This window comes from Pseudomonas sp. TE12234 (assembly GCF_054061835.1).
On the sequence record NZ_JBSSEP010000008.1, the window covers coordinates 42029 to 67606 of the forward strand.

Sequence of the window (25578 nt, forward strand, 5' to 3'; positions counted from 1 at the left end):
GCAGGACAAACACAAGGACGTGCCATGCAATGCCATCACCTCAAACCGGTACTTCCGGTTGCACCCCTCGCGGAGAAACGGGCCAACCACCAGGCGGACCTCAAAGACAACAAAAAATCCAATGGAGAAGTTGATATGGAACCTCGCGTCATTGAGCTGGAAACCCGCCTCAAGTACCTGCGAAGGGACATGGAAGAAATGCGTACCGACGTCAAATCCATCAAGCAACGACTTGCCTATTCGGCTGGCGGGACCGCCATCGTTCTTGGACTGCTTGGCTGGATCGCCAATAGCCGTTTCGACCAGCTCGTGACACTGTTTCTGGCTCATTAAACAGTCATCAACGCAAAACCCGGTTTATCAACCGGGCTTGCGTGACGAGACGCCTCGCCGGGTCAGCTCAGGACTTCGCTAAACGGTATGAAATACACACTGTCACCGGCGACCAGCGTACGGTCCTCCAGCACCTCAACCAGTCCGTCGGCCCAAGCGGCACTGCGCAGTACACCTGAACTCTGATTTTTGTAGATGATGGCCCGGCCAAGCTCCAGACGACCACGCAAATACTCACGTCGATTGCCGGCTTTCGGCCAGTCAAATCCTGCCTGTACCTGCACCTTGAGGGGTTCAACCTCTTTGACGCCCTGACGACGCAGGAGATAGGGTCTGGTCAGCAGGGCGAAGGTCACCAGGGTCGATGCCGGATTGCCGGGCAAGCCGATTACCGGCACGCCGCGAAAATGTCCGAACGTCAGCGGCTTGCCTGGTTTGATGGCCAGCTTCCACAGGGTCAGCTCGCCTTCTTCACGCAGGGCGATGCCTAAAAAGTCCGCCTCCCCCACCGAGACACCACCGGTTGAAAGAATCAGATCGACATCCTTCAGCTCGCCAAGGCGTGCGCGCGTGGTGGCCAGGTCATCCGGCAAAATACCGGCATCGATCACTTCGCAGCCTAACCGCTGCAACCAACTGCAGAGCAGAACGCGGTTACTGTTGTAGATCTGCCCTGGCCCCAACGCTTGCCCTGGTTCGATCAATTCGTCTCCGGTGGACAGCACGGCAACGCGAACCTTGCGAATCACCTCAAGCTCGGCGCACCCCAGTGAGGCAGCCAAGCCCTGTTCGACCGGCCCCATTCGCGTGCCCGCTGGCAAAATCAGTTCACCTACGGTGGTTTCCTGGCCTTGCGGACGGATGTTCTGTCCAAGGGACATGCTTTCGGTGAAGCGTACACGCTGATCCGCCTGGACCTCGGCGTTCTCCTGCATCTCGACGCAATCAGCTCCCGCAGGAACAGGCGCACCGGTGAAGATCCGTGCACAGGTGCCCGGTTGCAGCGGCTCGGGAGCCTGCCCGGCAAAAATCTTCTGGCTGACCATCAAGGGCTCGCCGGTCCAGTCGGCCATGCGCAAGGCATAGCCGTCCATGGCGCTGTTGGGCCACGGAGGCAGATCAAGCGTCGACACCAAATCGTCGGCCAGCACACGACCTTGAACCTGCGCCAACGGCAAGCGCTCACGCGCCTTAATCCTGGAGGCGTCAGCCATTTCCAGCAGGCGTGCCAGCGCCACTTCGACCGGCATCAGACTGCCGGTCTTGCCCGGCTTACCCGCGGGATTCACAGGGTGCCGCCTGTTTCAGATGAGTCACGAAATTACAGGGGCGGTGGCGAGAATCCAGTTGCTCAGAAAGAATGCCGTCCCAACCGGTGCGCACCGCATTGGTCGAACCCGGCAAGCAGCAGACCAGGGTGCCGTTGGCCAGCCCCGCCAGTGCACGGGACTGAACCGTGGAGGTGCCGATATCCGCTACCGAAATTTGCCGGAACAGCTCACCGAAACCATCGACTTGTTTGTCGAGCAGGCAGCTCACCGCTTCGGGGGTGCTGTCGCGGCCGGTAAAACCGGTGCCGCCAGTGATCAGCACCACCTGCACCACATCGTCGGCAATCCAGTTGGCGACTTGCGCACGGATTTTGTAGAGATCATCTTTAAGCAGCACCCGGGACGCCAGGTTATGGCCGGCAGCCGTCAAGCGGTCAACGAAGACCTGGCCGGAGGTATCGGTTTCCAGGGTACGGGTATCACTGACTGTCAGCACCGCGATATTCAGCGGCGCGAAAGGTACATCAGCCTTGGCTTTCATAGGCTCGTCCGGTTGTGGAAGAAACAGCCCGGTGTTATATCACAGCGCCTCATTTTTTCGCCGCCCCGCTCTGTCAGCTGGAGACCCGCCATGACTTCGAATCAGTCGCCACCCTGCTCCATTCTGCTCCTGGCAGGGGGTCGCGGCCAACGCATGGGCGGGCAGGATAAAGGTTTGCTGGACTGGCACGGTGAGCCGCTGATTGCACATCTGCACCGTAAGGTACGGCCACTGAGCGATGACCTGATCATCTCCTGCAACCGGAACCTGGAAAAGTACGCGCCCTATGCGGACCAACTGGTCCATGACGACGAAGGCGACTTCCCCGGGCCGTTGGCCGGCATTCTTGCGGGACTGAAAGCCGCACGCCATACGCATCTACTGGTCCTGCCCTGTGATGTACCACGCATCGACGCAGCGCTGCTCAACAGCATGCGTGAAACCGCCAATCAATTTCCCGACAGCCCCTTGATGTTGCGCCATGACGAACACTGGGAGCCTTTGCTGTGCGTGATTCCCGTGGCGCTTCTTGCTGAATTCGAGAACGCCTGGAAGGATGGCGAGCGCAGCCCGGGTCGCCTCATGCGCAAGCTGGGCGCTACCGCACTGCAGTGTCCCGATAATGATCCGCGACTGGCCAATCTCAACACACCAGAACTGTTAAGCACGCACAACACTGTGCCAGACTGAACCGACCAAGGAACTTGCACGTTCTGCATACGTCTCAAGCTCAGTAACCAAAAGAATTCATTCTCGGAGACACACTCATGACTCAACGGATCCTGGCCTCTTTCATGCTTGCACTGGGCCTTGCCACTCTCGCCGGTTGCGCATCGCCTTCAGTGATCACCTTGAATGACGGTCGCGAAATCCAGGCCGTCGACACGCCACACTTTGACAAGGATTCGGGCTTCTACGAATTCGAACAACTGGATGGCAAACGGACTCGCATCAACAAGGACCAGGTTCGTACCGTTAAAGAGCTGTAATCTGCAGAACGACTACCGGATACACAAAAATGCCCCGATTGATCGGGGCATTTTCGTATCCGAATCAGAATGCCAGGGGTGCGTGATTAGAGTCGTTGAAAGCCACGATCGCGAGGCCTTATCGACTGAATGTAGAGCGACGCTTCAATTCGATACTTTTTCCAAGCATCACCATTGCAGGGTGATGGCGCTCTCGAATTCTCGTTCCTGCCCCGTAACCGGATCGACAAATTTCAGCCCTTGGGCCAACAGTTTCAACGGATTGGCGTAGTCATCCTCGACGTCCTTGAGCACCCGGGGATAAAACGGGTCGTTACAAATGCTCGCACCCAACGCCATCATATGCACCCGCAGCTGATGCTTCTTGCCCGTCACCGGGTAAAGTCCGTAACGCCAGAGTTCACCATTCTTTTCCCTGACCTCGACAGCCGTCTCGGTGTTACTGACACCCGGCCCTTCCTGCATGCGAAAAAATGGCTCGCCATCAACGAGTCTGCTCTTGTGAACCAAGGGAAATGAGCGTTCAGGCAATGCCCGGGCAATGGCCTCATAGCGCTTTTCGATCTGCCGTGTCGGGAACAACGACTGATACGCCGAGCGACTCTGAGGATTGGCTGAAAACAGCACCAGCCCCGCCGTATGCCGGTCAATTCGGTGTAACGGCACCAGATGCGGATTATCCAGACGACGGATCAGCCGTCTCAGCAAGGTCTGCTCCACATATTCCCCCGCCGGTGTCACGGGTAGAAAATGCGGCTTGTCGACCACCACCAGATGCTCATCCGCGTACAGAATCGACTCAACCACCGGGATGGCTTTTTCGTCCGGCACTTCACGAAAATAGTGAATTCGCAGACCTTCCCTGTAAGGCAGATCAACGGTGATGGGGGACCCTTGCCCGTCGAGCACGCGACCGCGGGCAATTCGGTCCAGCCATTGATCGCGGCCTATGGCGCTGAAGTGTTCGCACAGGCAATCGAGCACGGTCTGCCATCGGCCCGGCGGCAAATACAGCGTGCTGGCCTGGCTATGTGCAGCCGAAAAAAATGAAGTGGACATACAAAAGTTCTAACCCTCAATGCAGAACGGCATTATCCGACAGAGGCGGGAACGAGCCTAGAAGAGATTCCTCACGCGGTGACTTGCAAACGCGCTGCGGCCTCGGTGTACTCCTTGAGCCAGCGCAATACATCGACGGCTTCCCAGCGCGCCGGGTCGTAGAGCGCGTACAACAGACCCTGATAGCCCACAACGTCCAGTTGCCGGTGAAAGCCTGCGCGCTGAAACAAGGCTTCGATTTCTGCGAAGCAGGTGTTGAAATGCAGTTTGTTGAAGGGTGTTTTGCCTTCCGTCACCAGACCATCCAGACGCAGTTCGAGGACAGCCTCGCGTACCACGTCCACCGACATCCGGTTCACGCTGCTTTTCAATTGTTCGACATTGACCATGATGCATCCCTCTCACGCCCGGACTCGTTGCTCAAACCCTGACTCCAGGGGAAACAGGTCGGCAATCCGGGTAACTGTATGCACATACAGTATCCGAATCGCATCGGTTAAGCCAAGGGGATCCATCGCAAAGTTCGACAGGCGGGACACGGCCACTCTGAAAAATCGTCTAACGCAAGAACGCCACGACTTCGTCGGCACTGAAGGGCCAACCCAGTTCCGCGCCGGTATCGACCCGTCGCAATACCGGTATACGCAGGCTGTAGGCTTCATACCAGGTTTCGTCGTCAGCGATGTCCACCAGTTCAACCAGCAGACCGTTCTCGACAAAAGGCATCAGCATGGCTTCGGCCACTTCACAGAGGTGGCACCCAAGGGTGCCGAACAGCTGACATTCAGGAAGCATGGGCGATCAACCGAAAAAATTAAGTGGTTATTCTAGGCCTGCCCCCAAAAGCCGTCGAGCCGCTGAATCCTCTGTGCCGGAACGAGAATCACGAAAGCCTCAATCCTGGCTGACGGCGCCGATCTTGTGCACCGACAAATCCGCACCGTAGTACTCCTCTTCCTGGCTCAAACGCAAACCATGAAGTGCCTTGATCAGGCCATAGACCCCGAAGCCGCCCGCCAGAGCCACGACGACACCCAACGCGGTGCCGATCAACTGGCTGACCAGGCTCACCCCACCGAGCCCACCCAATGCACTCTGGCCGAAGATCCCGCAGGCGATTCCACCCCAGACGCCACACAGACCATGTAGGGGCCAGACCCCCAGGACATCATCGATATGCCATTTGCCTTGCGCCGCGGTAAAAGCCCAGACAAACAGTGCCCCGGCGATGGCACCGGTCACCAGCGCGCCCACGGGATGCATCAAATCGGAGCCAGCACAGATCGCCACCAGGCCGGCCAACGGACCATTGTGCAGAAAGCCCGGGTCATTGCGCCCGACGATCAATGCCGCCATGGTCCCGCCGACCATGGCCATCAGCGAGTTCACCGCTACCAGCCCGCTGACGCCCTGCAGGGTTTGCGCACTCATCACGTTGAAGCCGAACCAGCCGACAATCAGGATCCATGAGCCCAACGCCAGGAAGGGGATGCTGGACGGCGCGAAGGCCACCAGGCGCCCTTCGCGGTAACGGCCATTGCGCGGCCCCAACAACAGCACCGCCGCCAGCGCCAGCCAACCACCCATGGCATGCACGACCACCGAACCGGCAAAGTCATGGAAACCTGCGCCAAAGCGCTCCAGCAACCAGGCTTGAACGCCAAAGTTGCCGTTCCAGATCATGCCCTCGAAAAAGGGATAAACGAATGCCACGATCAGTGCGGTTGCGCACAACTGCGGAACGAACCGGGCGCGTTCGGCAATCCCCCCGGAAATGATCGCCGGGATCGCCGCGGCAAAGGTCAACAGAAAGAAAAACTTCACCAGGCCGTAGCCGTGATCGACATTGATCACCGCTGCCGGTTGCATGAAAGTGACGCCGTATGAAATCCAATAGCCTATAAAGAAGTAAGCCAGCGTAGAAACAGCGAAGTCGCTAAGGATCTTCGACAACGCGTTGACCTGGTTTTTTTGCCGAACCGTTCCGACTTCCAGAAAGGCGAAACCGGCGTGCATGGCCAGAACCATGACTGCGCCGATCAGAATGAACAACGTGTTGGAGCTATGGACCAGGCTGTCCACAGCGCTTTGCAGATTTTCCATGGATTTGGCAGACCTTAAGGCTGAAAAAAAGCACCAAAGCAGTTCGCGCGGGCAATCCATGCACCAAGTTGTGACCTGTCGAACCCCAACAAGTCGCTCCCGATGAACCACTTTGGCGCATGGGAGTTCGTCAAGGTCAATCTCGACCGGGACAATTGCGCGGGTTTTGATTGTTTGAGTTAAGGTTTTACTGGAATCATGCCCGGCAACAGCGCAATGGCGCTGGCCGGCGCACCACGACACAGCAAAAGTTGTACCAGTCATTTGTACTGAACCTTCCCGCAAGGCTCATACTCGAACGTTTCAGAAGCCACTTATGGAGATCACCAATGGCCAGCATCAAGGCAAAGACTGCTCAAGAAATCCTGATGAGCGATTTTCAGACACTGGTCAGCGACACCGAACGGTTGCTCGAGCACACCGCTTCCCTGGCCGGTGATCAGGCTGACGAGTTGCGCGACCAGATCCACGACAGTCTGCTGCGCGCACGCGAGACCCTGAGGCTGACCGAAGACTCCCTGCGCGATCGCGGCAAGGCAGCCGTCACCGCCACCGAGGACTATGTCCAGGCCAACCCATGGCAATCGGTCGGGATCGCGGCCGGCGTGGGCTTTCTGATTGGTCTGCTGGCGACTCGGCGCTGATATGGCAATCGGTGAATCCGGCTCGTCCGAAACAGGACAAAGCTCCTCGCCGCGGCGCCTGGGCGCTGCATTTCTTGGCTTGCTGCACAGCCATGTCGAACTGTTTGGCATCGAACTGCAGGAACAAAAGGCCCGCACCGTAAGCCTGCTGCTGTTTGCAGGCCTGGCGCTGGTATTCGCCCTGCTGTTACTGGTGGGACTGTCGACGTTGGTGCTCATTCTGTTTTGGGACACCTATCGTCTCGCGGCCATCATTGGGCTCTGCGTCTTTTACGCGCTGGCAGCCGTCTTCTGTGGCTTGCGCCTGAAAGCGGCGATCTTCGATGAATCCTCCCCCTTCCACGGCACTCTGGAAGAACTGGCCAATGATCGGGAGCGCCTGCTGCCATGAGCCTGCCTGAACTGCCTCCAAACAGCTCGCGCACAGAAATGCGCAAGGCACTGATTCGTCTGCGCATGGAAATGCATCGCCAGGAAATCCGCCACGAATCCGCGCAACTGCTGCAACCCCTGCAGCGTGTTCGTGGCATGACACAAAACCTGCAGGACGGCTTCGGCATCAAACACGCACCGCTTTGGGGCGTAGCGGCCGTGACCTTGATCGGTTTCCTGACCGGCAAGGGCGCCAAAAGCGGTGGCGGACTGGACAGCCTGACCCGGTTGGTTCGGCTAGGCACTACTTTGGGTCCCCTGATCAAGTTGGTCCTGCAGGGCTCCTCGCGTAAACACTGAGCAGTCGCTATCTGGCTGCATTCTTGCAACACCCGTGGGATGAACCTCTTTATCGAGGGGTTCAACCCTGCATGCCTATCCGGTAGCCAGGTTTAATCCAAAAACAAGATCTACTAAGGAGGCTTTGTGATCGACGGGCAACCGCTCGCCTGCTTTCAGCCGTTCATCGATACCGCTACCGGCCGTATCGCGGGTGTAGAGGCACTGGGTCGACTGCGCCAGGCCGACGGTCAATTGGCTTCGGTTGGCCCCCTGTTCGCCGATCCGCGAACAAATGCCATCGCCCTGCGCCGCCTGGATCGCCAATTACGTGATAACGCCTTGGGCCGTCTGCACGAGGCGCCCTCCGAATGGTTTCTGAGCCTGAACATTTCCCCGCGTTGGATCAGCCGCCTGCGCACGGACCAGCCGCTGCCAAGCCTGAAACAACTGAACAGGCACGGGATCGATCCGCAACGAATCGTTTTCGAGATCACCGAGCTCGGCGGCGATATCCAGCGCCTGGCGCAAGTGGTGGCGCGTTACCGGCAGGCTGGCGCGCGTATCGCGATCGACGACTTCGGTGCGGGCTACTCTCAACTTGATCGCGTCCTCGCCCTGCGACCGGACATTCTCAAGCTCGACATGCGTCTGTTTCAGGCGGCAGCACTGGGCGGGCCAAGCACCGACGTGGTCAAGGCGCTGGCACTGATGGCCGAGAAAACCGGTTGCTGGATTATCGCCGAAGGAGTGGAAACCGAAGCCCAGCTGAATTTTGCCCTGGAATGCGGTTCCCGCTACGTGCAGGGTTTTCTGTTTGCCAGGGCGCAGGAGGATTTTTTTGCCACCGAGGCCTTTGTCGGACGCTTCGCACAACTGCGTCAACGCTATGTTCAGCAGAAGCTCGCCGAACGCGGTCGGCTGATGATCATGCGCCAGCAACTCAACGAACTGATGTCAATCCTGCAAGCCTGGGCGCAAGCCCGCGCCCCCCTGAGCGCCTTGCCGCAATTGGATGCCTTCCCCTGGCTTTTACGCTTCTATCAATGTGACCGGCATGGCACACAACTGACACCCAACCTTGAATGGCGCAATAACGGCTGGTTTGCCGACAATCGCTATCTGGGCCACAACTGGTCATGGCGCCCCTACTTTTATCATCTGTTGGCCGAAGGCTGGGAGGAGCGGCGGCTTACCCTTTCCAATACTTACCGTGACGCCACGAGCAACCAGTACTGCCTTACCGCCGGGCAATTCTTCGACAATGGGGAACGCTTGCTGCTCATCGATATCGATGCCGTCGGGCTCTAGTGATCTCCTTTGTTATCTCCGGCACGCCACGCAAACTCATTGAAAACGCCCTCCGGTTCCACTTGCAGGTCCCGATGCGAACCGGGAAGCTTAATCAAACAGTGACCTGACGGAGAGCCCCGCCTTGGATTGGCACACCCTGCTTACCCGCGAACGCCTTGGAAAACCGCTGCACAGTCCGGAAGAACTCGGCCGCAGCCCTTTTCACAAGGACCATGACCGCATTATTTTTTCGGGAGCGTTTCGCCGCCTCGGGCGCAAGACCCAGGTTCACCCGGTCTCCAGCAACGACCATATCCACACACGGCTGACCCACTCCCTGGAAGTCAGTTGTGTCGGCCGTTCGCTGGGCATGCGTGTCGGCGAAACCATCCGCGGCGCCCTGCCCGACTGGTGTGAACCGAGTGACCTGGGAATGGTGGTGCAATCGGCCTGCCTGGCCCACGACATCGGCAATCCACCGTTCGGGCACTCCGGCGAAGATGCAATTCGCCACTGGTTCCAGCAAGCCGCCGACCGTGGCTGGCTGGACGCAATGAGCCAAGCGCAACGTAACGACTTCCTCAATTTCGAGGGCAACGCCCAGGGCTTTCGGGTACTGACGCAGCTTGAGTACCACCAGTTCGACGGCGGCACGCGGCTGACCTACGCCACCCTGGGCACTTATCTGAAGTACCCGTGGACGGCCAGGCACGCCGACTCGCAGGGATACAAAAAACACAAATTCGGTTGCTATCAAAGCGAACTGCCGCTGCTGGAGCAAATCGCTCATAAACTCGGCTTGCCGCAACTTGAGGAGCAACGCTGGGCGCGACATCCGCTGGTGTATCTGATGGAGGCGGCCGATGACATTTGCTATGCGCTGATTGATCTCGAAGACGGTCTCGAAATGGAGTTGCTGGAATACGCCGAAGTCGAGTCTCTGTTGCTGGATCTGGTGGGCGATGACCTGCCGGAAACCTATCGTCAACTCGGCCCGCAGGATTCGCGTCGGCGCAAACTGGCGATCCTGCGAGGCAAAGCCATCGAACATTTGACCAATGCCGCGGCCCGGGCCTTTGTCGAACAACAGGACGCGCTGCTGGCCGGCACCCTGCACGGCGACCTGGTAGAGCACATGCATGGCCCGGCGAAACGCTGCGTGCTGAACGCCAAGGACATGGCACGCAAGAAAATCTTCCAGGACAAACGCAAGACCCTGCACGAAATCGGCGCCTACACCACGCTGGAAATTCTGCTCAACGCTTTCTGCGGCGCGGCCCTGGAGCAGCACAATGGGCGAACACCGTCCTTCAAGAGCCGTCGGGTTCTGGATCTGCTGGGCAATAGTGCACCCGATCCGCAGGGTTCCTTACACACATCGTTCCTGCGCATGATCGACTTCATCGCCGGAATGACCGATAGCTACGCCAGCGACATGGCCCTGGAAATGACCGGCCGCTCCAGTCACTGACAAGACCCGCTTGATCAGCCATTACGCCATCCGTAATGGCCGATTCACCCCGACAATCTCAACAGCGTTCAATGCCCGCTGAATTCCCCTACAGCTAATGTCGAGTGAGCTGATCGTTTTATCCGGCTTTCCCACGAAACAATCACATCCACTTTGTTCGATAAAAATAAGCGTGAATATTATGATCAAAGATAATCTGCGCATCTTGCTGGTGGAGGATCATCCCTTTCAGCTAAGAGCAACTCAATGCCTGCTTGAAAGTTATGGCTTCACCCAACTAACCACCACGGACTGCGCAGAAGGCGCACTGCAACAAATGCATACAGCAGTACAACCCTTCGATATTCTTTTGTGTGACCAATGTCTACCTGATTTGTGCGGTCTCGACCTGGTCAGATTTGCCAGTCATCGAGGCTTGATCAAACAGGCAATACTTCTAAGCAGCCTGACACCCGCAGAGCTTGACAGACTTGAACAAACGGCGACCACCCACGGACTGCCTTTGTTGGGCTATTTGATAAAGCCTTTGAAACAATCGGAGTTCATAAAACTATTGACCCTGATTTAATCATCATAACAAGTCAGAAAAACGACCTTTCCCCATTACAACTAACCACCAACAAACTTTACTCTTCCTCATAAAAAACCTAGTTAGCACGTAAGGCTATTCCTTTTAGCTTGTAGGAACATTCCTATATTGCAGCTATGGGTACCTCAGTTCATACGTCACCCCAACTATCTGAGCTAAGGTGCGCGCTTTATTTGAGCTCGCATGGGATTTGATTATGAACTCCGTTTTTATTGTCGACGATCACCCTGTCATCCGACTTGCCGTTCGTATGTTGCTGGAGCACGAAGGCTATCAGGTCGTCGGTGAAACAGATAATGGGGTCGACGCCATGCAGATGGTGCGTGAATGCATGCCCGACCTGGTCATTCTCGACATCAGCATTCCGAAGCTGGATGGCCTGGAAGTACTTGCCCGCTTCAACGCAATGACCACCCCACTGAAAACATTGGTATTAACTGCACAATGCCCGACACTTTTTGGCATACGCTGCATGCAATCCGGCGCTTCGGGATATGTCTGCAAACAGGAAGATCTCAGTGAACTGGTCAGCGCCATTAAAGCAGTACTTTCAGGTTACAACTATTTTCCCAGCGAAGCGCTAAGCCCTGTTCGCGGTGATGAAGCACGTTGCGCCGAACTGGAATTATTCAAGTCAGTCAACGATCGGGAATTGATGGTATTGCAACTTTTCGCTCAAGGCCGCACCAACAAGGAAATTGCCAAAGGCATGTTTCTGAGCAACAAAACTGTCAGCACTTATAAAAAACGTCTCATGCAGAAACTCAAAGCCAAATCCCTGGTTGAACTTATCGAAATGGCAAAACGCAACGCGCTGGTGTGAGAAACAGAATGCTCAGTCGTTTAAAGGATTATCTGATACTCATGGCCGCAGGCATGTGCTTGAGCAGCTCGTTGCCCGCCGCGCAGAGCAGTGAACATTACACATTGCTCAGTCGCGCGCCGGCCGCGCATCTGGAAGTCCGACTGGATCAAGCACAACAACAATGGATCAAGAAAAAAAGTGAATTGATCCTGGGGACCTCAGCGCCGGATTATCCGCCCTTCGACCTGGCCATCAGCGGCCGCGACTATGAAGGTTTCACTGCCGATTACGCGGGCATTCTCGGCAAAGCCACCGGTTTGCCCATCAAGGTTCAGCGCTTTGCGTCACGGGGTGCTGCAATCGAGGCGCTCGAAAAAGGCGAGGTCGACTTGCTGGGCACCGCCAATGGATTCGAGGCGCGCAACGCCGAGATCGTGCTGTCCGCACCATACGCGGTGGATCAACCGGTTCTGGTGACACGCGAGGGGGAAACCAGATCCCTGAACGAGGGTCTGGCCGGGTTGCGGCTGAGCACGGTGTATCACTATTTGCCTCTGGAAGAGGTCAAGGCCTTGTATCCGAAGGCCATCATCACGCCTTACCCGTCCTACCAGAATGCGATCAACGCCGTTGCCTTCGATCAGGCGGACGTATTTCTCGGCGACACCATTTCCACTCACTACATGATCAACAAGGGCTACCTGAACAACATCCGCATGGCCAACTTCGGCAAGCACGAAGCCCATGGCTTCAGCTTTGCGGTACGCAAGGACAATCCGGAGCTGCTTGGAATCATCAATACGATGCTGATGGCGATCCCCGCCAGCGAACGGGAAAATATCGCCAAACGCTGGAGTGCCGGCAGTGACATTCTGCTTACCGATCACAAACTGGCGCTCAGTTATGGCGAAGAACGCTGGCTGGCACAACATCCGGTAGTCCGTGTCGTCGTCAATGAAGCATTCGCGCCGCTGACGTTTTTTGACAGTGACGGCAACTTCCGTGGGGTCGCCGCGGATTTGCTTGAACTGATCAGATTGCGCACGGGTTTACGCTTCGAGATCCAGCGCAGTCGCAGCGACAGCGACATGATCGAGCGGATCAAAGACAACCGGGCCGATCTGATCGCCGCGCTGCTCCCCAGCGCAAAACGGGACAGGCTGCTTAATTTCACCCGCCCCTATCTGCAAAATTCCTACGTCCTGCTGACGCGCAAGGCCGCCGATAGTCCCGGCAACCTGACGCAGCTCAAGGGCAAGCGCCTGGCAATCGCCCAAGGCAATCCGTTGATGGATTATTTGCGTACCGAGTTCCCGCGAATAAAACTCATCGAGACGCCTGACACATTCAGCGCAGTAGAGATGCTCGCCGAGGGCCAGGCAGAGGGAGCCGTGAATTCGCTGGTAATCGCCAACTACTTCATCTCATCACAGCTCTTCGAGCACACACTACAAATCAGTACCACCATCGGCACCGAGCAAGCGGCGTTCTCCCTGGCCACCGGGCGCGAGGCCAAGGAACTCAACGACATCCTCAACAAAGCCCTGTTGAGCATCGCGCCGGAAGAACTGGGCATTATCAACAGCCGCTGGCGTGGCTATACGGCGTCCTCGCAAAGTACCTGGCGCACCTACCATCGGCTGTTCTACCAGATCGTCATGGGGGCTGGCGTGCTGTTATTGATTTCCATGGCCTGGAACGCGTACATGCGGCGCCAGATCAATCAACGCAAAGCGGCCGAGCGTGCGTTGAACGATCAGTACGAATTCATGCGTTCACTGGTCAACGGTACGCCTCACCCGATTTATGTTCGTGATCGCCAGGGCGTGCTGCAAAGCTGCAATGACAGTTATCTGCAAGCCTTTTGCGCGAAACGCGAAGACGTCATCGGCAAAACCGTCATCCAAGGCACCATGAGCAACGCCTTCGAAGCCCGGGAATATCAGGCCGATTACCAGCGTGTCGTGGCCGAGGGCACGCCACTGATTCTCGATCGTGCGCTGCATATCGGCGGTCGCCGGTTGACGATCTATCACTGGATCATTCCTTACCGCGACTCAAGCGGCGAAGTACAGGGCATCATCGGCGGCTGGATTGACATCAGTGAACGACGGCAACTATTCGATGACCTGCGATGTGCCAAAGAGCGCGCCGACGAGGCCAACCGGGCCAAAAGTACCTTCCTGGCGACCATGAGCCATGAGATTCGCACACCGATGAATGCGGTGATTGGCTTGCTCGAGTTGACCCTCAAGCGTATTGAACATGACCACCCCGATCGCTCCGCCATCGATGTGGCCTACCACTCGGCAAAGGATCTGCTGGAGCTGATCGGCGACATACTCGACATCGCGCGCATTGAATCAGGGCGCTTGACCCTGAGCCCTGAGCGCGTCAATCCGCGGGAAACCGTCGCGTCAGTGGCACGTATCTTCGATGGCTTGGCCCGGCAAAAAGGGCTCGAATTACGGCTGGAGTTCAACCCGGTCAATCCGCCGATCGATGTCTTGCTCGACCCGCTGCGCTTCAAGCAGGTGTTGTCCAATCTGGTCAGCAACGCCATCAAGTTTACCGAGCAGGGACACGTCAGGATTGTCGTCGACCTGCACCCGAGCATCGAGCCTGGTCAGGTGCAAATGCTGCTGAACGTCGAAGACAGCGGTATCGGGATCAGTGAACGGGATCAGCAGCGCCTGTTCGAACCCTTCGCTCAGGCCGCCAATACCGGGCAATCCGTCCGTGGCGGCACCGGACTTGGATTGGTGATCAGCCGCAGTTTGTGCGAACAAATGGGCGGTAGCCTGCAATTACTGAGTCAGCCGGGTGTCGGCACTCAAGTTCGGATTTCATTGCAACTGCCCACCTTGCCACTTGAGCCTTCGCGAGGCATGACTGAATCACAGATATCCACAGGGGCAGCTCCCTTGAATGTGCTGGTGGTCGATGATCACGCGGCAAATCGCCTGCTCATGTGCCAGCAACTGGAATTCCTGGGCCATCGATTCAGCGTCGCAGAGGATGGTCAGGCTGCATTCGAAGCATGGAAAAACGACAGGTTCGACCTGGTCATCGCCGATTGCAACATGCCGATCATGAATGGTTACGAGCTGGCCCGCGCCATTCGCCGAGAAGAACAAAAAATGCAACAACGCCCATGTACCGTGCTGGGCTTTACTGCCAATGCACAACCGGAAGAGATTCAACGCTGCAAACAGGCCGGGATGGACGACTGCCTGTTCAAACCGCTGACCCTGACCGCCTTGAGCCATTGGGTTAAACGCATGGAGCCCACAGACCTCGCCCCTGCCTTCAACCTGGAAGGTTTTGAACTGATGACGGGAGGCAATCCGGTATTGAACCGGCGCCTCTTGAACGAGCTGTTGAATAGCAATCGTCTGGATCGACAAGGTTTGCTGGGACTGTCGAACTCCTCGGACCCGCAGGCATTTCTCGACATTGCGCACAAAATCAAAGGCGCCGCCCGAATCGTTCAGGCCTCCCGATTGATCGACACCTGTGAGGTGCTCGAAACCGCTTGCCGAGACAATTTCCGTCCAGAAAAAATAGCCGAATGCTGCAAAGCCATCGAACGCGCACTACTCGAATTGGACCGGGCATTGCTGCAACAACTTGGACAAAACGACGAAAGCAGAATGACAGAGCCTTAACTATGCTTGGGCGCTGAGCAGTGTGTTAACCATCATGGAGTGAACTGCATGTCCAGCCCACTGCGCCCGGATCAACGGCGGTTTCCCCTGCATGTCCATATCAGTGTGATGTTCACGCTGCTATTGCTGCTGACCGGGGTGGTGCTGGGTATTTTCAACTATCGGCAAACCACGCAGATCATTCTTTCCAGCAGTGAAAAGCTGTTCAACCGTATCGAGCAGGATGTCCGCCAGGATCTACGGGCTACTTACGAGCCGATTCGTCACCTGTTGAGCCTGCTGGTGGACAACCCGGCGGCACAGGGCGTGAACCTGGAGCAGCGCCTGATCCTGCTCAAACCCTTCAGTCAGTCGCTCACGGACAACCCCGATCTGGCATCGCTTTACCTGGGTTATGACACCGGTGACTTTTTCATGGTGCGCCCGCTGCGCACCCCTCAGTTGAAAGCGCTGCTCAAAGCCCCGGAAACAGCGGCCTATCAGGTGTGGAGCATCGAACATGACCGCCAGGGCCTGACCCATTCCCAATCGCTGTTTTTCGATCAGACCCTGACCCTCATCAGTCGTCATGACTATCCGGCCGACACCTACGATCCACGAAGCCGTGCCTGGTTTTCCAGCGCCAGCCGCGACAGCGACCAGATCACCACCGAGCCCTACGTCTTTTTCTCTACCCACAACGTCGGCACCACCCTGGCCCGTCGCAGCGGCGAGCATGCCGTGATGGGTGCCGACCTGACCCTGGAAGAACTCAGCGCCACGCTGGCCAAACACGTGGTGACGCCAGCCACCGAAATCGTGCTATTCGATGCCGCGGGCAATGCTGTCGCGTATCCCGACAGCGGCCGACTGATCGTCGATGATCAAACCGCCCGCCTGATCAAGGCCGCCGACCTGAGCCCCAGTCTTGGTGAACTGCTCAATCGCCCACCGGAAGGCAATCGCCTGAGTGCCAGCGGTCGCCAATGGATCGTGGCCCGCAGCAGCATGCAGGAGGGCGGCCCGCAAGGGCTGCAACTGGCACTACTGGTCCCCGAAGATGAACTGCTCGCCGATGCCTATCGCATGCGCTGGCAAGGGGCGCTGATTACCCTCGCGACGCTGCTGTTGTGCATTCCACTCGGCTGGCTGACGTCGAGGGTCCTGGTCAAACCCTTGCGTGCGCTGGTAAAGGAGGCGGACGCAATTCGCAGTTTCAATTTCAACTTTCCCGTTACCCGCCGTTCTCCGGTGCTGGAAGTCGACCAACTGAGCGTATCGATGGCGCGCATGAAAGAGACCCTGGCGAGTTTCTTCCAGATCACCGACAGCCTGAGCGCCGAAACCCGTTTCGCCCCCCTGCTGGAACGGGTGCTGTTTGAAACTCTGAAGATCGGCCAGGCCCAGGCCGGCCTGATTTACCTGCGCGAAGGCGATGGTGATCGCATGGAGCCCATGGGGCTGGTCATCAAAGACACCTCTGAAACGCCATCATCCTTCGATATCCGCGGGCATGAACTTCAAGATCCACAAAGCCCAGCCTGGCTAAAGCAGCTGTCGAATGCCGACAACGTTGTCACCCATCTTGGCTTCGAGGAGGCTGGGGATTTGCAGAAGGTGTTGCTCGCTCTGAACTGCCCTCGCGTTCATTTGATCGGCATCCGCTTGCACAATCGGCATAACGAAACCGTGGGCTTGCTGGTGTTTCTGTTGGCCGATAGTGGCAACCAGAGCGACCTGGAAAAACTCCGCCCCGACCGCATTGCGTTTCTACAGGCTGTATCCGGTGCCGCTGCGGTGAGTATCGAAAGCCAGCGCCTGCAAGCCCGACAAAAACAGTTGCTGGACGCCTTCATCAAACTGCTGGCCGGCGCGATCGACGCCAAGAGTCCCTATACGGGAGGGCATTGCCAACGCGTTCCGGCCCTGACATTGATGCTCGCCCAAGCGGCTGCGGCCAGTCAGGACCCGGCTTTCAGCGGTTATCGACCCACCGAGGATGAATGGGAGGCGTTGCACATCGCCGCCTGGCTGCACGACTGCGGCAAGGTCACCACCCCTGAGTATGTCGTCGATAAAGCCACGAAGCTGGAAACCCTGAACGACCGCATCCACGAAATCCGCACCCGTTTCGAAGTGCTCAAGCGCGATGCCTGGATCAGCTATTGGCAAGCCCTTGCCGAAGGTGGTGACGAGCAACATCTGGCGCAACTTCGCCATGCCACGCTGGCGGAGCTGGATGATGATTTCGCGTTCATTGCCCGCTGCAATCTCGGCGGCGAGGCCATGGCTGACGCCGACCTGCAACGCCTGCGCAGCATCGGCCAACGCACCTGGACACGAACCCTGGATGACCGATTGGGGGTTTCCTGGGAAGAGAACCGGCGCCAGTCACGCACGCCGGCACCGACGCTGCCGGTCAGCGAATCGCTGCTGGCAGACAAACCCGAACATCTGTTCGAGCGAATCGAGTCCGAACTGATTTCACCGGACAACCCATGGGGTTTCAAACTCGATGTGCCACGCTACAAATACAACCGTGGCGAGCTGTACAACCTGAGCATTGCCCGAGGCACCCTGACGAACGAAGAGCGCTTCATCATCAATCATCACATGGTGCAGACGATCCTGATGCTCAATCACCTGCCCTTCCCCAGTCACCTGCGCACCGTCCCGGAAATTGCCGGTGGCCATCACGAAAAAATGGATGGCACCGGTTATCCAAAACGCTTGAAGCGCGAAGAGATGAGCCTGCCAGCCAGAATGATGGCGATAGCCGATATTTTCGAGGCGCTGACCGCTGCTGACCGCCCCTACAAGAAAGCCAAGACCCTGAGCGAGGCGCTGGGCATCATGGCCAACATGTGCCGGGACGCCCACATCGATCCCGAGTTGTTCGGGTTGTTCATCAACGCCCACATTTACTTGCAGTACGCCGAGCGCTTCCTCGATCCCCGGCAGATCGATGCGGTGGACCCGTCAGGCCTGCTTATCAAGGCTGGCCTGCGGGCTTGATCAGCAATCGGTCAGGCGCAGGAAAATCGCTGCCAGTTGCTCGATGCCGGCCTGATCCTGTGCGGTGAAACGCGCCAGTTTCGGGCTGTCGAGGTCCAACACGCCGATCAAGCGTCCGTCCTTGACCAACGGCACCACCAGTTCGCTGTTCGACGCACTGTCGCAGGCGATATGTCCCGGGAATGCATGCACGTCTTCGACCAATTGCGTTTGCAAGGTCGCCGCCGCCGTCCCGCAAACGCCGCGTCCGAACGGAATCCGCACGCAAGCGATCTGCCCCTGAAACGGGCCGAGCACCAGCTCTTCATTGCGATTGAGGTAGAAACCGGCCCAGTTCAGATCGTCGAGCTGATTGAACAGGAATGCCGAAAACTGCGCGGCGTTGGCGATGAAATCCCGTTCGTCCGCCAACAAGGATTCAAGCTGCGCATGCAGCATGCCGTAACCTTCGAGGCCCTGGCCGCTCTGCTGTAAATCGATCATGCCTTGTGCTCCAACAGTTTCAGCCCGACCCAATAGCGGGCAAATTGATACGCGCAACGTCCGTTGCGATTGCCGCGCCCGGTGGCCCAACGCACTGCGAGGATGTCCAACTGCTCATCGCGCTGCCACTTGAGGCCGGCCTTGTCGGCCAACTGGCCGATCCAATGCTCGACCACATTGAGGAAGTGCTCCTGGGTGAACGGGTAGAACGACAGCCAAAGCCCGAAGCGATCCGACAGGGCAATCTTGTCCTCCACCGCCTCGCTCGGATGCAGCTCGCCGTCGACCCGCTTCCAGTTTTCGTTATCGCTTTCCTTTTCCGGCACAAGGTGGCGACGGTTGGAGGTGGCGTAAAGCAAAACGTTATCCGGCGCCTGCTCGAGCGAACCGTCGAGTACGCTCTTGAGCACGCGATAATCGCCTTCGCCCGACTCGAACGACAGGTCATCGCAGAACAACACGAAACGTTGCGGCAGCTTGGCAATCTGTTCGACCACCCGAGGCAGATCCGCCAGATGATCGCGTTCGATTTCGATCAGGCGCAAACCGGTCTTGGCGTGTTCGGCCAGCAGAGCGCGGACCAGCGACGATTTACCGGTGCCGCGCGAACCCCAGAGCAGCGCGTGGTTGGCCGGCATGCCATCGAGGAACTGCCGGGTATTGCGCCCCAGTTGCTCCACCTGCCGATCGACGCCGATCAGGTCGGACAGACGCATGTCGAGACTGACTTCCAGGGGCAACAGAAAGCCGCTGCGCCCCTCACGCTGCCAGCGAGACGCCAGGCTCTGATTCCAGTCGATGGCTTGCCGAGGGGCAGGCAACAGCGGCTCGATGCGGGCCAGAACGGCGTCGGCGCGTTCAAGAAAAGCATTCAATCGGGAATCCACGTCTTCTCCTCGAGCACATTCACAGTAATGATGGCGATACAGCGACAATGCAAGGCGGTAGGTGAGCATCAGCCCCTTGTGCAAAGGGCTCGCGAGCACATCGGTATCCATGCATGATCGGCTATGCTTGAGCAGCGAAGGGAAATGGAAGTGGTTCAACACCCCATGGATATCAAGTTCACCAACCGCCTGTCTTACAAGCAGGCGCGCGTTACCGTGCTGGTCGGTTTAATCCTGGGCATGCTGCTCAGCCTGCTACAGATTGGCATCGATTATGCCAGTGAAGACGCTTCCATCAACCGGGAAATACAGTCTTTACTGCAAATCAGCCACAACCCTGCCTCACGTATCGCCTACAACATCGACGCCGAACTTGCCCAGGAACTGACCCTGGGCCTGCTGCGCTCGCCTGCGATCATCGGCGCGAAACTGGTCGACAACAATGGCAATGTGCTGGCGGACGTCAAACGCCCGGGCCTGCAAAGTGGCTATCGCCTGCTGAGCGACTTCCTGTTCGGTGCCGACCGCCAGTTCGAAGATCGCTTGTACCTGGATCACTTGCCGAACGAATCCCTCGGCACTCTGCGACTGGATGTCGATACCTACTCCTTCGGCTACCGCTTCCTGCGTCGAGCCGAAGTGACCCTGCTCAACGGTTTCGCCCGCAGCCTGATCCTGACGGGTATTTTGCTGGCGCTGTTCTACGTGATGCTGACCAAACCCTTGGTGCGCCTCATTCGCGAACTCAGCGGCCGCGACTCTCGCAGCATGGAGTCGAGTTCACTGGAATGCCCGGCGGGGCACGCCGCCGATGAAATCGGCGTGCTGGTGAACGTGGTCAATCAGCAATTCGAGAACGTCGAGACTGAAATCCAGCAGCGGCGCAACGCCGAAAATCGCCTGACCGACTATCTCGGTCAACTGGAAAACATCGTTTCGGCCCGCACAGCGGAACTCAAGGCGATCAACGCACGGCTCAGCCAATCCAACCAGGAACTGGAAACTGCTCGCAGCACAGCCCTGGACATGGCTGAAGCACGCTCGGTGTTCCTGGCCAACATGAGTCATGAAATTCGCACTCCCCTTAACGGCCTGCTGGGGATGATCGCGCTGTCCCTCGATGGCCCGTTGAATCCCGAGCAGCAGCAACAACTGTCCATCGCCCATGACTCCGGCAAAGTGCTGGTGGAATTGCTCAACGATATTCTGGATCTGTCGAAGTTCGATGCCGGCCAACTCGAGCTCGAACACATCCCGTTCGACCTCGGCTCGCTGATCGAAGACACCGCCAATCTGCTGTCGCAGAACGCTGCGCCGAGCGTCGAACTGACGTGCCTGATCGATCCGGACTTTCCGGCGCTGGTTCTCGGCGATCCGACCCGGGTCCGGCAAATCGTCAGCAACCTGCTGTCCAACGCCCTCAAATTCACCCGGTTCGGGCGGGTCGATGTGCGCCTGTCGACCTTCAGCGACGGTGTCCGAATCGAAGTCTGTGACACGGGCATCGGGATCCCGCAGGACGCTCAGGTAAAGATATTCCAGCCCTTCACCCAGGCCGGTGCCGGCATTACCCGGCAGTTTGGCGGTACCGGGTTGGGGCTGGCCCTGACCTACAACCTCTGCGAAGCCATGCAGGGGCGCCTCACCATCAGCTCCGAAGCGGGTTTCGGCAGCCAGTTCTGCGCCGAACTGCCGCTACCCCGACACACCCGGGCACTGGCTGCGCCATCGCTGCAAGGCAAAGTTGTTGCGATCACGGCGGCCAGCAGCGGTTTGGCGGAATTGCTCGGCAATTTGTTGCCTGGCTGGGGGCTTGAGTATTTGCAGCGCTCCATCGATGACCCATTGATCGGTCTGGCCCCCGATGTGTTGATTACCGATTGCCCCGAATGCCTGTTCAGCCTGCGCCCCACCTTCACCGCGCCCATTCTGCTGGTGACCGCCTACGGCAGCTTCCTGCCCAGTGAACAGGTCAGCGCCCTCGCCCCCCTGCAGCAACAGGCGCGTCCCTTGGCACGCAATGCGCTGTACCAGACCTTGCAGCGAATTCTGCAACCGGATGGCGGCCCGCTCAGCGACACCCGGATCGACATTCATTCACCGCAGCGACGCGGCCGGGTGCTGCTGGTGGAGGACAACCCGGTCAACCAACTGGTGGCCAAAGGCATGCTCGGGAAACTCGGCTGCGACGTCACCGTCGCTGCCCACGGTGCCGAGGCGCTGGATCAGCTGGAATTCAAGGAGTTCGATCTGGTGCTGATGGACTGCAACATGCCGGTGATGGATGGCTATGAGGCCAGCCGGCAAATCCGCCGCAGCGGGCGCTGGCCACAGTTGCCCATCGTCGCCCTGACCGCCAACGCCATGTCCGAGGAACGCGAACGATGCCGTGCAGCGGGCATGAACGACTACCTGGCCAAACCCTTCCGCCGGGAAGAGCTGGCCGCTCTGCTGGACGTGTGGATTCCCGTTACGACAGCGCCTTGATTTGCCCCAACAGATGATCGAGGCCATCGCGTAGCTCATTCAGACGATCCAGATCCACACCGCTGTCGCAGAGCAGGCGAGCCTTCAATGGCCCGACCAGATCGCGCAACGCCAGGCCGGAAGGCGACAGGCTCAGGTGCACCTCACGCTCATCGCGCGCCGAACGCTGCCGTTGGACCAGGTGCAACTGCTCCAGACGCTTGAGCAGCGGCGTGAGCGTGCCGGAATCCAGGGCCAGGCGCTCACCCAGCGCCTTGACCGTTGGTTGCTCGGGAGCTGTCTCCTGCCACTCCCATAACACCAGCATCGCCAGATATTGCGGATAGGTCAGACCCAACTGATCGAGCATCGGCTTGTAGGCGCGAATGACCGCGCGGGAAGCGGCGTACAGCTTGAAGCAGAGCTGGCTGTCGAGATTCAGCGAATCGACTGACAAGCTGTTCATTTGAGCAGGGCTTCGATCTCGCGGCTCAGGTCCTGCGGCTTGGTCGCCGGGGCGAAACGCTTGACCAACTGGCCGTCCTTGCCGATCAGGAATTTGGTGAAATTCCACTTGATGCCCTGGGAGCCGAGCACTCCCGGAGCGCGCTTTTTCAACTGCACAAACAGGGGGTGGGCGCTGGCGCCATTAACGTCGATTTTCTTGAACAGCGGGAAACTGACGCCGTAGTTCAACTCGCAAAACTCGGAAATCGCCCCTTCGTTGCCCGGTTCCTGCTTGCCAAATTGATTGCAGGGAAAGCCCAGCACGACCAGACCTTGATCCTTGTAGGTCTGCCATAGCTCTTCAAGGCCTTTGTATTGCGGGGTAAAACCGCATTTGCTGGCGGTATTGACGACCAACACGGCTTTACCGGCGAAATCCGCCAGGGTCTTTTGTTCACCCTTGATGGTGGTGCAAGGGATGCTCAGCAGGTTGTCGCTCATGTTTTGAGGTTCCGGATCAAAAGAAGAGACCACAAAATAGCGAGCAATTGAATTGCGTGCAATTTAATTAATCAATCGTCGCGACAGAGGACCCAAATTTGCGGGAGCTGGCTTGCCAGCGAAAAGGCCCTTGATATTGGCATTGCATTTACGGGCATTTTCGCCGGCAAGCCCGCTCACGACATTACCCAGCATCGCGTCAGACGCGGGGGACCAGATCCAGGCATACGGAGTTAATGCAATAACGCAGACCGGTTGGTGGCGGACCGTCTGGAAAAACGTGTCCCAGATGCGCATCGCATTTGGCGCAAACCACCTCCGTGCGGATCATGCCGTGGCTGATATCACGAATCTCGATCATTGCGCTATCGGCGATCGGTGCATAGAAGCTTGGCCAGCCGCAGCCGGAATCGAATTTGGTCCCGGAGTCGAACAGCGGCTCGTTGCAGCAGATGCAGTGGTAGACACCATCGGTTTTGGTGTCGTTGTACTTGCCGGAGAACGGGCGCTCGGTGCCCTTGAGCCGGCACACGTTGTACTGCTCCGGATCGAGCATGGCTTTCCATTCTTCCAGGGTTTTTTCCAACTTTTCCATCGTCACACCTCAGCGGCTGAAAAAGCCCGATCTGTACCTTTTCCACGGATCGGGCGGCACGTATGATTGCGCCTCGTCAAACGCCAGTCTGGCAGCCAGACCACGCGCATTCAAACGGATTTATGGGTGCTGCCTCTCAAGGCGTCAGACCTGTGTGATTACGCAGGATTCCCAGTACGGTTGTTCATTCGCCGCCTGGATCGTTCATTTTCGGGAACACATCGCCATGCAGGTCAGCAAATCGAACAAGCTCGCCAACGTCTGCTACGACATTCGCGGCCCAGTGCTCAAGCACGCCAAACGCCTGGAAGAGGAAGGCCATCGCATCCTCAAGCTGAACATCGGCAACCCGGCGCCCTTTGGTTTCGAAGCACCGGACGAAATCCTCCAGGACGTGATCCGCAACCTGCCGACCGCCCAGGGCTACAGTGACTCCAAAGGCCTGTTCAGCGCGCGCAAGGCCGTCATGCAGTACTACCAACAGAAACAGGTGGAAGGTGTCGGCATTGAAGACATCTACCTGGGCAACGGCGTTTCCGAGCTGATCGTGATGTCGATGCAGGCCCTGCTCAACAATGGCGACGAAGTGCTGGTCCCGGCGCCGGATTACCCGCTGTGGACCGCCGCAGTCAGTCTGTCGGGCGGCAACCCGGTGCACTATCTGTGCGACGAGCAGGCCAACTGGTGGCCGGACCTGGCAGACATCAAGGCCAAGATCACCCCGAACACCAAGGCGCTGGTGATCATCAACCCGAACAACCCCACCGGTGCGGTGTACTCGAAAGAAGTGTTGCTGGGCATGCTGGAACTGGCTCGCCAGCATAATCTGGTGGTGTTCTCCGACGAGATCTACGACAAGATCCTGTACGACGATGCCGTGCACATTTGCACGGCATCCCTGGCGCCAGACTTGCTGTGCCTGACCTTCAACGGTCTGTCCAAGTCCTATCGGGTCGCTGGATTCCGTTCCGGCTGGATCGCCATTTCCGGCCCCAAACACCATGCCCAGAGCTACATCGAAGGCATCGACATGCTGGCCAACATGCGCCTTTGCGCCAACGTGCCGAGCCAGCATGCGATCCAGACCGCACTGGGCGGATATCAGAGCATCAACGATCTGGTGTTGCCGCCAGGACGGCTGCTGGAGCAGCGCAACCGTACCTGGGAATTGCTCAACGACATCCCAGGGGTCAGCTGTGTCAAGCCGATGGGCGCGCTGTATGCGTTCCCGCGCATCGATCCGAAAGTCTGCCCGATCCACAACGACGAGAAGTTCGTCCTCGACTTGCTGCTCTCCGAGAAGCTGCTGGTGGTGCAAGGCACGGCCTTCAACTGGCCATGGCCGGACCATTTCCGGGTCGTGACCCTGCCGCGTGTCGATGACCTGGACATGGCCATTGGGCGCATTGGCAACTTCCTCAAGTCCTATCGCCAATAAGCGGATTTTCACCGTGCGACACCTTCAGCGGTCGCACGGTGATTCATTCAGCAACACATGTATGTGCCCAGCCGCCCATCGAAGCCTCAATTCATCATCTATACCCACTTACCGGTCCGTGACTAACAACGACGGGGCCTGCGACATCCAATGCCTTACAAACCCTTCCTGCTGGACCATCGGAAATGCCCTGCAAGCAGCTAAGCTTTTGCCGTAGGACACAGTTTGAAATAGTCACCTGGTTGAATACCCCGGTGCAGCACCTTATATACCCCGCAGTACGCTACATC

At 57.9% G+C, this 25578-nt stretch carries 25 protein-coding genes; 14 read left to right on the top strand and 11 right to left on the bottom strand.

Annotation, left to right across the window (positions count from 1 at the left end):
* Positions 1-24: 24 nt before the first annotated feature.
* Complete coding sequence (locus ACVWYU_RS14345) at positions 25-333, top strand: hypothetical protein (protein WP_090318178.1); 309 nt, start codon at positions 25-27, stop codon at positions 331-333.
* A 62-nt stretch (positions 334-395) separates the two neighbouring features.
* On the opposite strand, the gene ACVWYU_RS14350 is transcribed toward ACVWYU_RS14345, so the two are convergent.
* Together ACVWYU_RS14350 and moaB are read right to left on the bottom strand one after the other, a co-directional pair.
* Positions 396-1622, bottom strand: a complete 1227-nt coding sequence (locus tag ACVWYU_RS14350) for a molybdopterin molybdotransferase MoeA (protein WP_457372950.1) — start codon at positions 1620-1622, stop codon at positions 396-398.
* On the bottom strand, positions 1606-2145 hold the full coding sequence (moaB, locus tag ACVWYU_RS14355) for a molybdenum cofactor biosynthesis protein B (RefSeq protein ID WP_090318170.1): 540 nt from the start codon (positions 2143-2145) through the stop codon (positions 1606-1608). The genes ACVWYU_RS14350 and moaB overlap by 17 nt, the downstream gene beginning before the upstream one ends.
* Before the next feature lie 90 nt (positions 2146-2235).
* Here moaB and mobA point away from each other — a divergent pair, with 90 nt between their 5' ends.
* The gene (gene mobA, locus ACVWYU_RS14360) at positions 2236-2835 is read left to right on the top strand and encodes a molybdenum cofactor guanylyltransferase MobA (protein WP_457372951.1); all 600 of its coding nucleotides are present in this window, start codon (positions 2236-2238) and stop codon (positions 2833-2835) included.
* Between the two features lie 77 nt (positions 2836-2912).
* Positions 2913-3134: a YgdI/YgdR family lipoprotein gene (locus tag ACVWYU_RS14365; RefSeq protein WP_090318164.1), complete on the top strand. Its 222-nt coding sequence runs from the start codon at positions 2913-2915 to the stop codon at positions 3132-3134.
* Between the two features lie 168 nt (positions 3135-3302).
* On the opposite strand, the gene ACVWYU_RS14370 is transcribed toward ACVWYU_RS14365, so the two are convergent.
* The 4 genes from ACVWYU_RS14370 to ACVWYU_RS14385 all read right to left on the bottom strand — a co-directional run bounded on the left by ACVWYU_RS14370 (position 3303) and on the right by ACVWYU_RS14385 (position 6296).
* Positions 3303-4193 (bottom strand): pseudouridine synthase, encoded by an 891-nt coding sequence (locus ACVWYU_RS14370; protein ID WP_457372952.1) that lies wholly within the window; start codon positions 4191-4193, stop codon positions 3303-3305.
* Positions 4194-4264: 71 nt separating this feature from the next.
* The gene (locus ACVWYU_RS14375; RefSeq protein ID WP_090318158.1) at positions 4265-4582 is read right to left on the bottom strand and encodes a transcriptional regulator; all 318 of its coding nucleotides are present in this window, start codon (positions 4580-4582) and stop codon (positions 4265-4267) included.
* 169 nt (positions 4583-4751) lie between these two features.
* Complete coding sequence (locus tag ACVWYU_RS14380; protein WP_247255467.1) at positions 4752-4988, bottom strand: glutaredoxin family protein; 237 nt, start codon at positions 4986-4988, stop codon at positions 4752-4754.
* A 99-nt stretch (positions 4989-5087) separates the two neighbouring features.
* Positions 5088-6296, bottom strand: a complete 1209-nt coding sequence (locus tag ACVWYU_RS14385) for an ammonium transporter (RefSeq protein WP_090318149.1) — start codon at positions 6294-6296, stop codon at positions 5088-5090.
* A 329-nt stretch (positions 6297-6625) separates the two neighbouring features.
* Here ACVWYU_RS14385 and ACVWYU_RS14390 point away from each other — a divergent pair, with 329 nt between their 5' ends.
* The 9 genes from ACVWYU_RS14390 to ACVWYU_RS14430 all read left to right on the top strand — a co-directional run bounded on the left by ACVWYU_RS14390 (position 6626) and on the right by ACVWYU_RS14430 (position 18471).
* A complete protein-coding gene (locus ACVWYU_RS14390) occupies positions 6626-6940 on the top strand; it encodes a DUF883 family protein (protein WP_090318146.1) in 315 nt (104 codons plus the stop codon).
* Position 6941: 1 nt separating this feature from the next.
* Positions 6942-7331, top strand: a complete 390-nt coding sequence (locus ACVWYU_RS14395) for a phage holin family protein (RefSeq protein ID WP_247255464.1) — start codon at positions 6942-6944, stop codon at positions 7329-7331.
* Positions 7328-7672, top strand: a complete 345-nt coding sequence (locus ACVWYU_RS14400; protein ID WP_247255463.1) for a hypothetical protein — start codon at positions 7328-7330, stop codon at positions 7670-7672. Before ACVWYU_RS14395 ends, ACVWYU_RS14400 begins: the two co-directional genes overlap by 4 nt.
* Positions 7673-7798: 126 nt before the next feature.
* Complete coding sequence (locus ACVWYU_RS14405) at positions 7799-8962, top strand: EAL domain-containing protein (protein ID WP_457372953.1); 1164 nt, start codon at positions 7799-7801, stop codon at positions 8960-8962.
* Positions 8963-9086: 124 nt separating this feature from the next.
* Entirely contained in the window at positions 9087-10415 is a 1329-nt protein-coding gene (locus tag ACVWYU_RS14410) for a deoxyguanosinetriphosphate triphosphohydrolase (protein ID WP_457372954.1), read from the top strand.
* 181 nt (positions 10416-10596) lie between these two features.
* Positions 10597-10983: a response regulator gene (locus ACVWYU_RS14415; RefSeq protein WP_390959875.1), complete on the top strand. Its 387-nt coding sequence runs from the start codon at positions 10597-10599 to the stop codon at positions 10981-10983.
* Between the two features lie 217 nt (positions 10984-11200).
* The gene (locus tag ACVWYU_RS14420; RefSeq protein WP_247255460.1) at positions 11201-11827 is read left to right on the top strand and encodes a response regulator transcription factor; all 627 of its coding nucleotides are present in this window, start codon (positions 11201-11203) and stop codon (positions 11825-11827) included.
* A gap of 8 nt (positions 11828-11835) precedes the next feature.
* On the top strand, positions 11836-15477 hold the full coding sequence (locus ACVWYU_RS14425) for a transporter substrate-binding domain-containing protein (protein ID WP_457372955.1): 3642 nt from the start codon (positions 11836-11838) through the stop codon (positions 15475-15477).
* Positions 15478-15525: 48 nt separating this feature from the next.
* On the top strand, positions 15526-18471 hold the full coding sequence (locus tag ACVWYU_RS14430) for an HD domain-containing phosphohydrolase (RefSeq protein ID WP_457372956.1): 2946 nt from the start codon (positions 15526-15528) through the stop codon (positions 18469-18471).
* On the opposite strand, the gene ACVWYU_RS14435 is transcribed toward ACVWYU_RS14430, so the two are convergent.
* A complete protein-coding gene (locus tag ACVWYU_RS14435) occupies positions 18472-18954 on the bottom strand; it encodes a GAF domain-containing protein (RefSeq protein WP_247255457.1) in 483 nt (160 codons plus the stop codon). It abuts the gene before it with no gap.
* Complete coding sequence (locus tag ACVWYU_RS14440) at positions 18951-19841, bottom strand: ATP-binding protein (RefSeq protein ID WP_457372957.1); 891 nt, start codon at positions 19839-19841, stop codon at positions 18951-18953. The genes ACVWYU_RS14435 and ACVWYU_RS14440 overlap by 4 nt, the downstream gene beginning before the upstream one ends.
* 165 nt (positions 19842-20006) lie before the next feature.
* Here ACVWYU_RS14440 and ACVWYU_RS14445 point away from each other — a divergent pair, with 165 nt between their 5' ends.
* Positions 20007-22328: a response regulator gene (locus tag ACVWYU_RS14445; protein WP_457372958.1), complete on the top strand. Its 2322-nt coding sequence runs from the start codon at positions 20007-20009 to the stop codon at positions 22326-22328.
* On the opposite strand, the gene ACVWYU_RS14450 is transcribed toward ACVWYU_RS14445, so the two are convergent.
* The 3 genes from ACVWYU_RS14450 to msrB form a co-directional block, all read right to left on the bottom strand.
* Positions 22312-22773: a MarR family winged helix-turn-helix transcriptional regulator gene (locus ACVWYU_RS14450; RefSeq protein ID WP_457372959.1), complete on the bottom strand. Its 462-nt coding sequence runs from the start codon at positions 22771-22773 to the stop codon at positions 22312-22314. The genes ACVWYU_RS14445 and ACVWYU_RS14450 overlap by 17 nt on opposite strands.
* A complete protein-coding gene (locus ACVWYU_RS14455; protein ID WP_247255453.1) occupies positions 22770-23255 on the bottom strand; it encodes a glutathione peroxidase in 486 nt (161 codons plus the stop codon). The genes ACVWYU_RS14450 and ACVWYU_RS14455 overlap by 4 nt, the downstream gene beginning before the upstream one ends.
* Before the next feature lie 199 nt (positions 23256-23454).
* Entirely contained in the window at positions 23455-23850 is a 396-nt protein-coding gene (gene msrB / locus ACVWYU_RS14460; protein WP_457372960.1) for a peptide-methionine (R)-S-oxide reductase MsrB, read from the bottom strand.
* A gap of 226 nt (positions 23851-24076) precedes the next feature.
* Between msrB and ACVWYU_RS14465 the strand changes: the two genes are divergently transcribed.
* A complete protein-coding gene (locus ACVWYU_RS14465) occupies positions 24077-25288 on the top strand; it encodes a pyridoxal phosphate-dependent aminotransferase (protein ID WP_007983502.1) in 1212 nt (403 codons plus the stop codon).
* Positions 25289-25578 lie beyond the last annotated feature (290 nt).

Coding starts and splice junctions, on each gene's coding strand:
- ACVWYU_RS14345 (WP_090318178.1), top strand. CDS start 25: ATGCAATGCCATCACCTCAAACCGGTACTTCCGGTTGCACCCCTCGCG.
- moaB (WP_090318170.1), bottom strand. CDS start 2,145: ATGAAAGCCAAGGCTGATGTACCTTTCGCGCCGCTGAATATCGCGGTG.
- mobA (WP_457372951.1), top strand. CDS start 2,236: ATGACTTCGAATCAGTCGCCACCCTGCTCCATTCTGCTCCTGGCAGGG.
- ACVWYU_RS14365 (WP_090318164.1), top strand. CDS start 2,913: ATGACTCAACGGATCCTGGCCTCTTTCATGCTTGCACTGGGCCTTGCC.
- ACVWYU_RS14370 (WP_457372952.1), bottom strand. CDS start 4,193: ATGTCCACTTCATTTTTTTCGGCTGCACATAGCCAGGCCAGCACGCTG.
- ACVWYU_RS14375 (WP_090318158.1), bottom strand. CDS start 4,582: ATGGTCAATGTCGAACAATTGAAAAGCAGCGTGAACCGGATGTCGGTG.
- ACVWYU_RS14380 (WP_247255467.1), bottom strand. CDS start 4,988: ATGCTTCCTGAATGTCAGCTGTTCGGCACCCTTGGGTGCCACCTCTGT.
- ACVWYU_RS14385 (WP_090318149.1), bottom strand. CDS start 6,296: ATGGAAAATCTGCAAAGCGCTGTGGACAGCCTGGTCCATAGCTCCAAC.
- ACVWYU_RS14390 (WP_090318146.1), top strand. CDS start 6,626: ATGGCCAGCATCAAGGCAAAGACTGCTCAAGAAATCCTGATGAGCGAT.
- ACVWYU_RS14395 (WP_247255464.1), top strand. CDS start 6,942: ATGGCAATCGGTGAATCCGGCTCGTCCGAAACAGGACAAAGCTCCTCG.
- ACVWYU_RS14400 (WP_247255463.1), top strand. CDS start 7,328: ATGAGCCTGCCTGAACTGCCTCCAAACAGCTCGCGCACAGAAATGCGC.
- ACVWYU_RS14415 (WP_390959875.1), top strand. CDS start 10,597: ATGATCAAAGATAATCTGCGCATCTTGCTGGTGGAGGATCATCCCTTT.
- ACVWYU_RS14420 (WP_247255460.1), top strand. CDS start 11,201: ATGAACTCCGTTTTTATTGTCGACGATCACCCTGTCATCCGACTTGCC.
- ACVWYU_RS14425 (WP_457372955.1), top strand. CDS start 11,836: ATGCTCAGTCGTTTAAAGGATTATCTGATACTCATGGCCGCAGGCATG.
- ACVWYU_RS14430 (WP_457372956.1), top strand. CDS start 15,526: ATGTCCAGCCCACTGCGCCCGGATCAACGGCGGTTTCCCCTGCATGTC.
- ACVWYU_RS14435 (WP_247255457.1), bottom strand. CDS start 18,954: ATGATCGATTTACAGCAGAGCGGCCAGGGCCTCGAAGGTTACGGCATG.
- ACVWYU_RS14445 (WP_457372958.1), top strand. CDS start 20,007: ATGGATATCAAGTTCACCAACCGCCTGTCTTACAAGCAGGCGCGCGTT.
- ACVWYU_RS14450 (WP_457372959.1), bottom strand. CDS start 22,773: ATGAACAGCTTGTCAGTCGATTCGCTGAATCTCGACAGCCAGCTCTGC.
- ACVWYU_RS14455 (WP_247255453.1), bottom strand. CDS start 23,255: ATGAGCGACAACCTGCTGAGCATCCCTTGCACCACCATCAAGGGTGAA.
- msrB (WP_457372960.1), bottom strand. CDS start 23,850: ATGGAAAAGTTGGAAAAAACCCTGGAAGAATGGAAAGCCATGCTCGAT.
- ACVWYU_RS14465 (WP_007983502.1), top strand. CDS start 24,077: ATGCAGGTCAGCAAATCGAACAAGCTCGCCAACGTCTGCTACGACATT.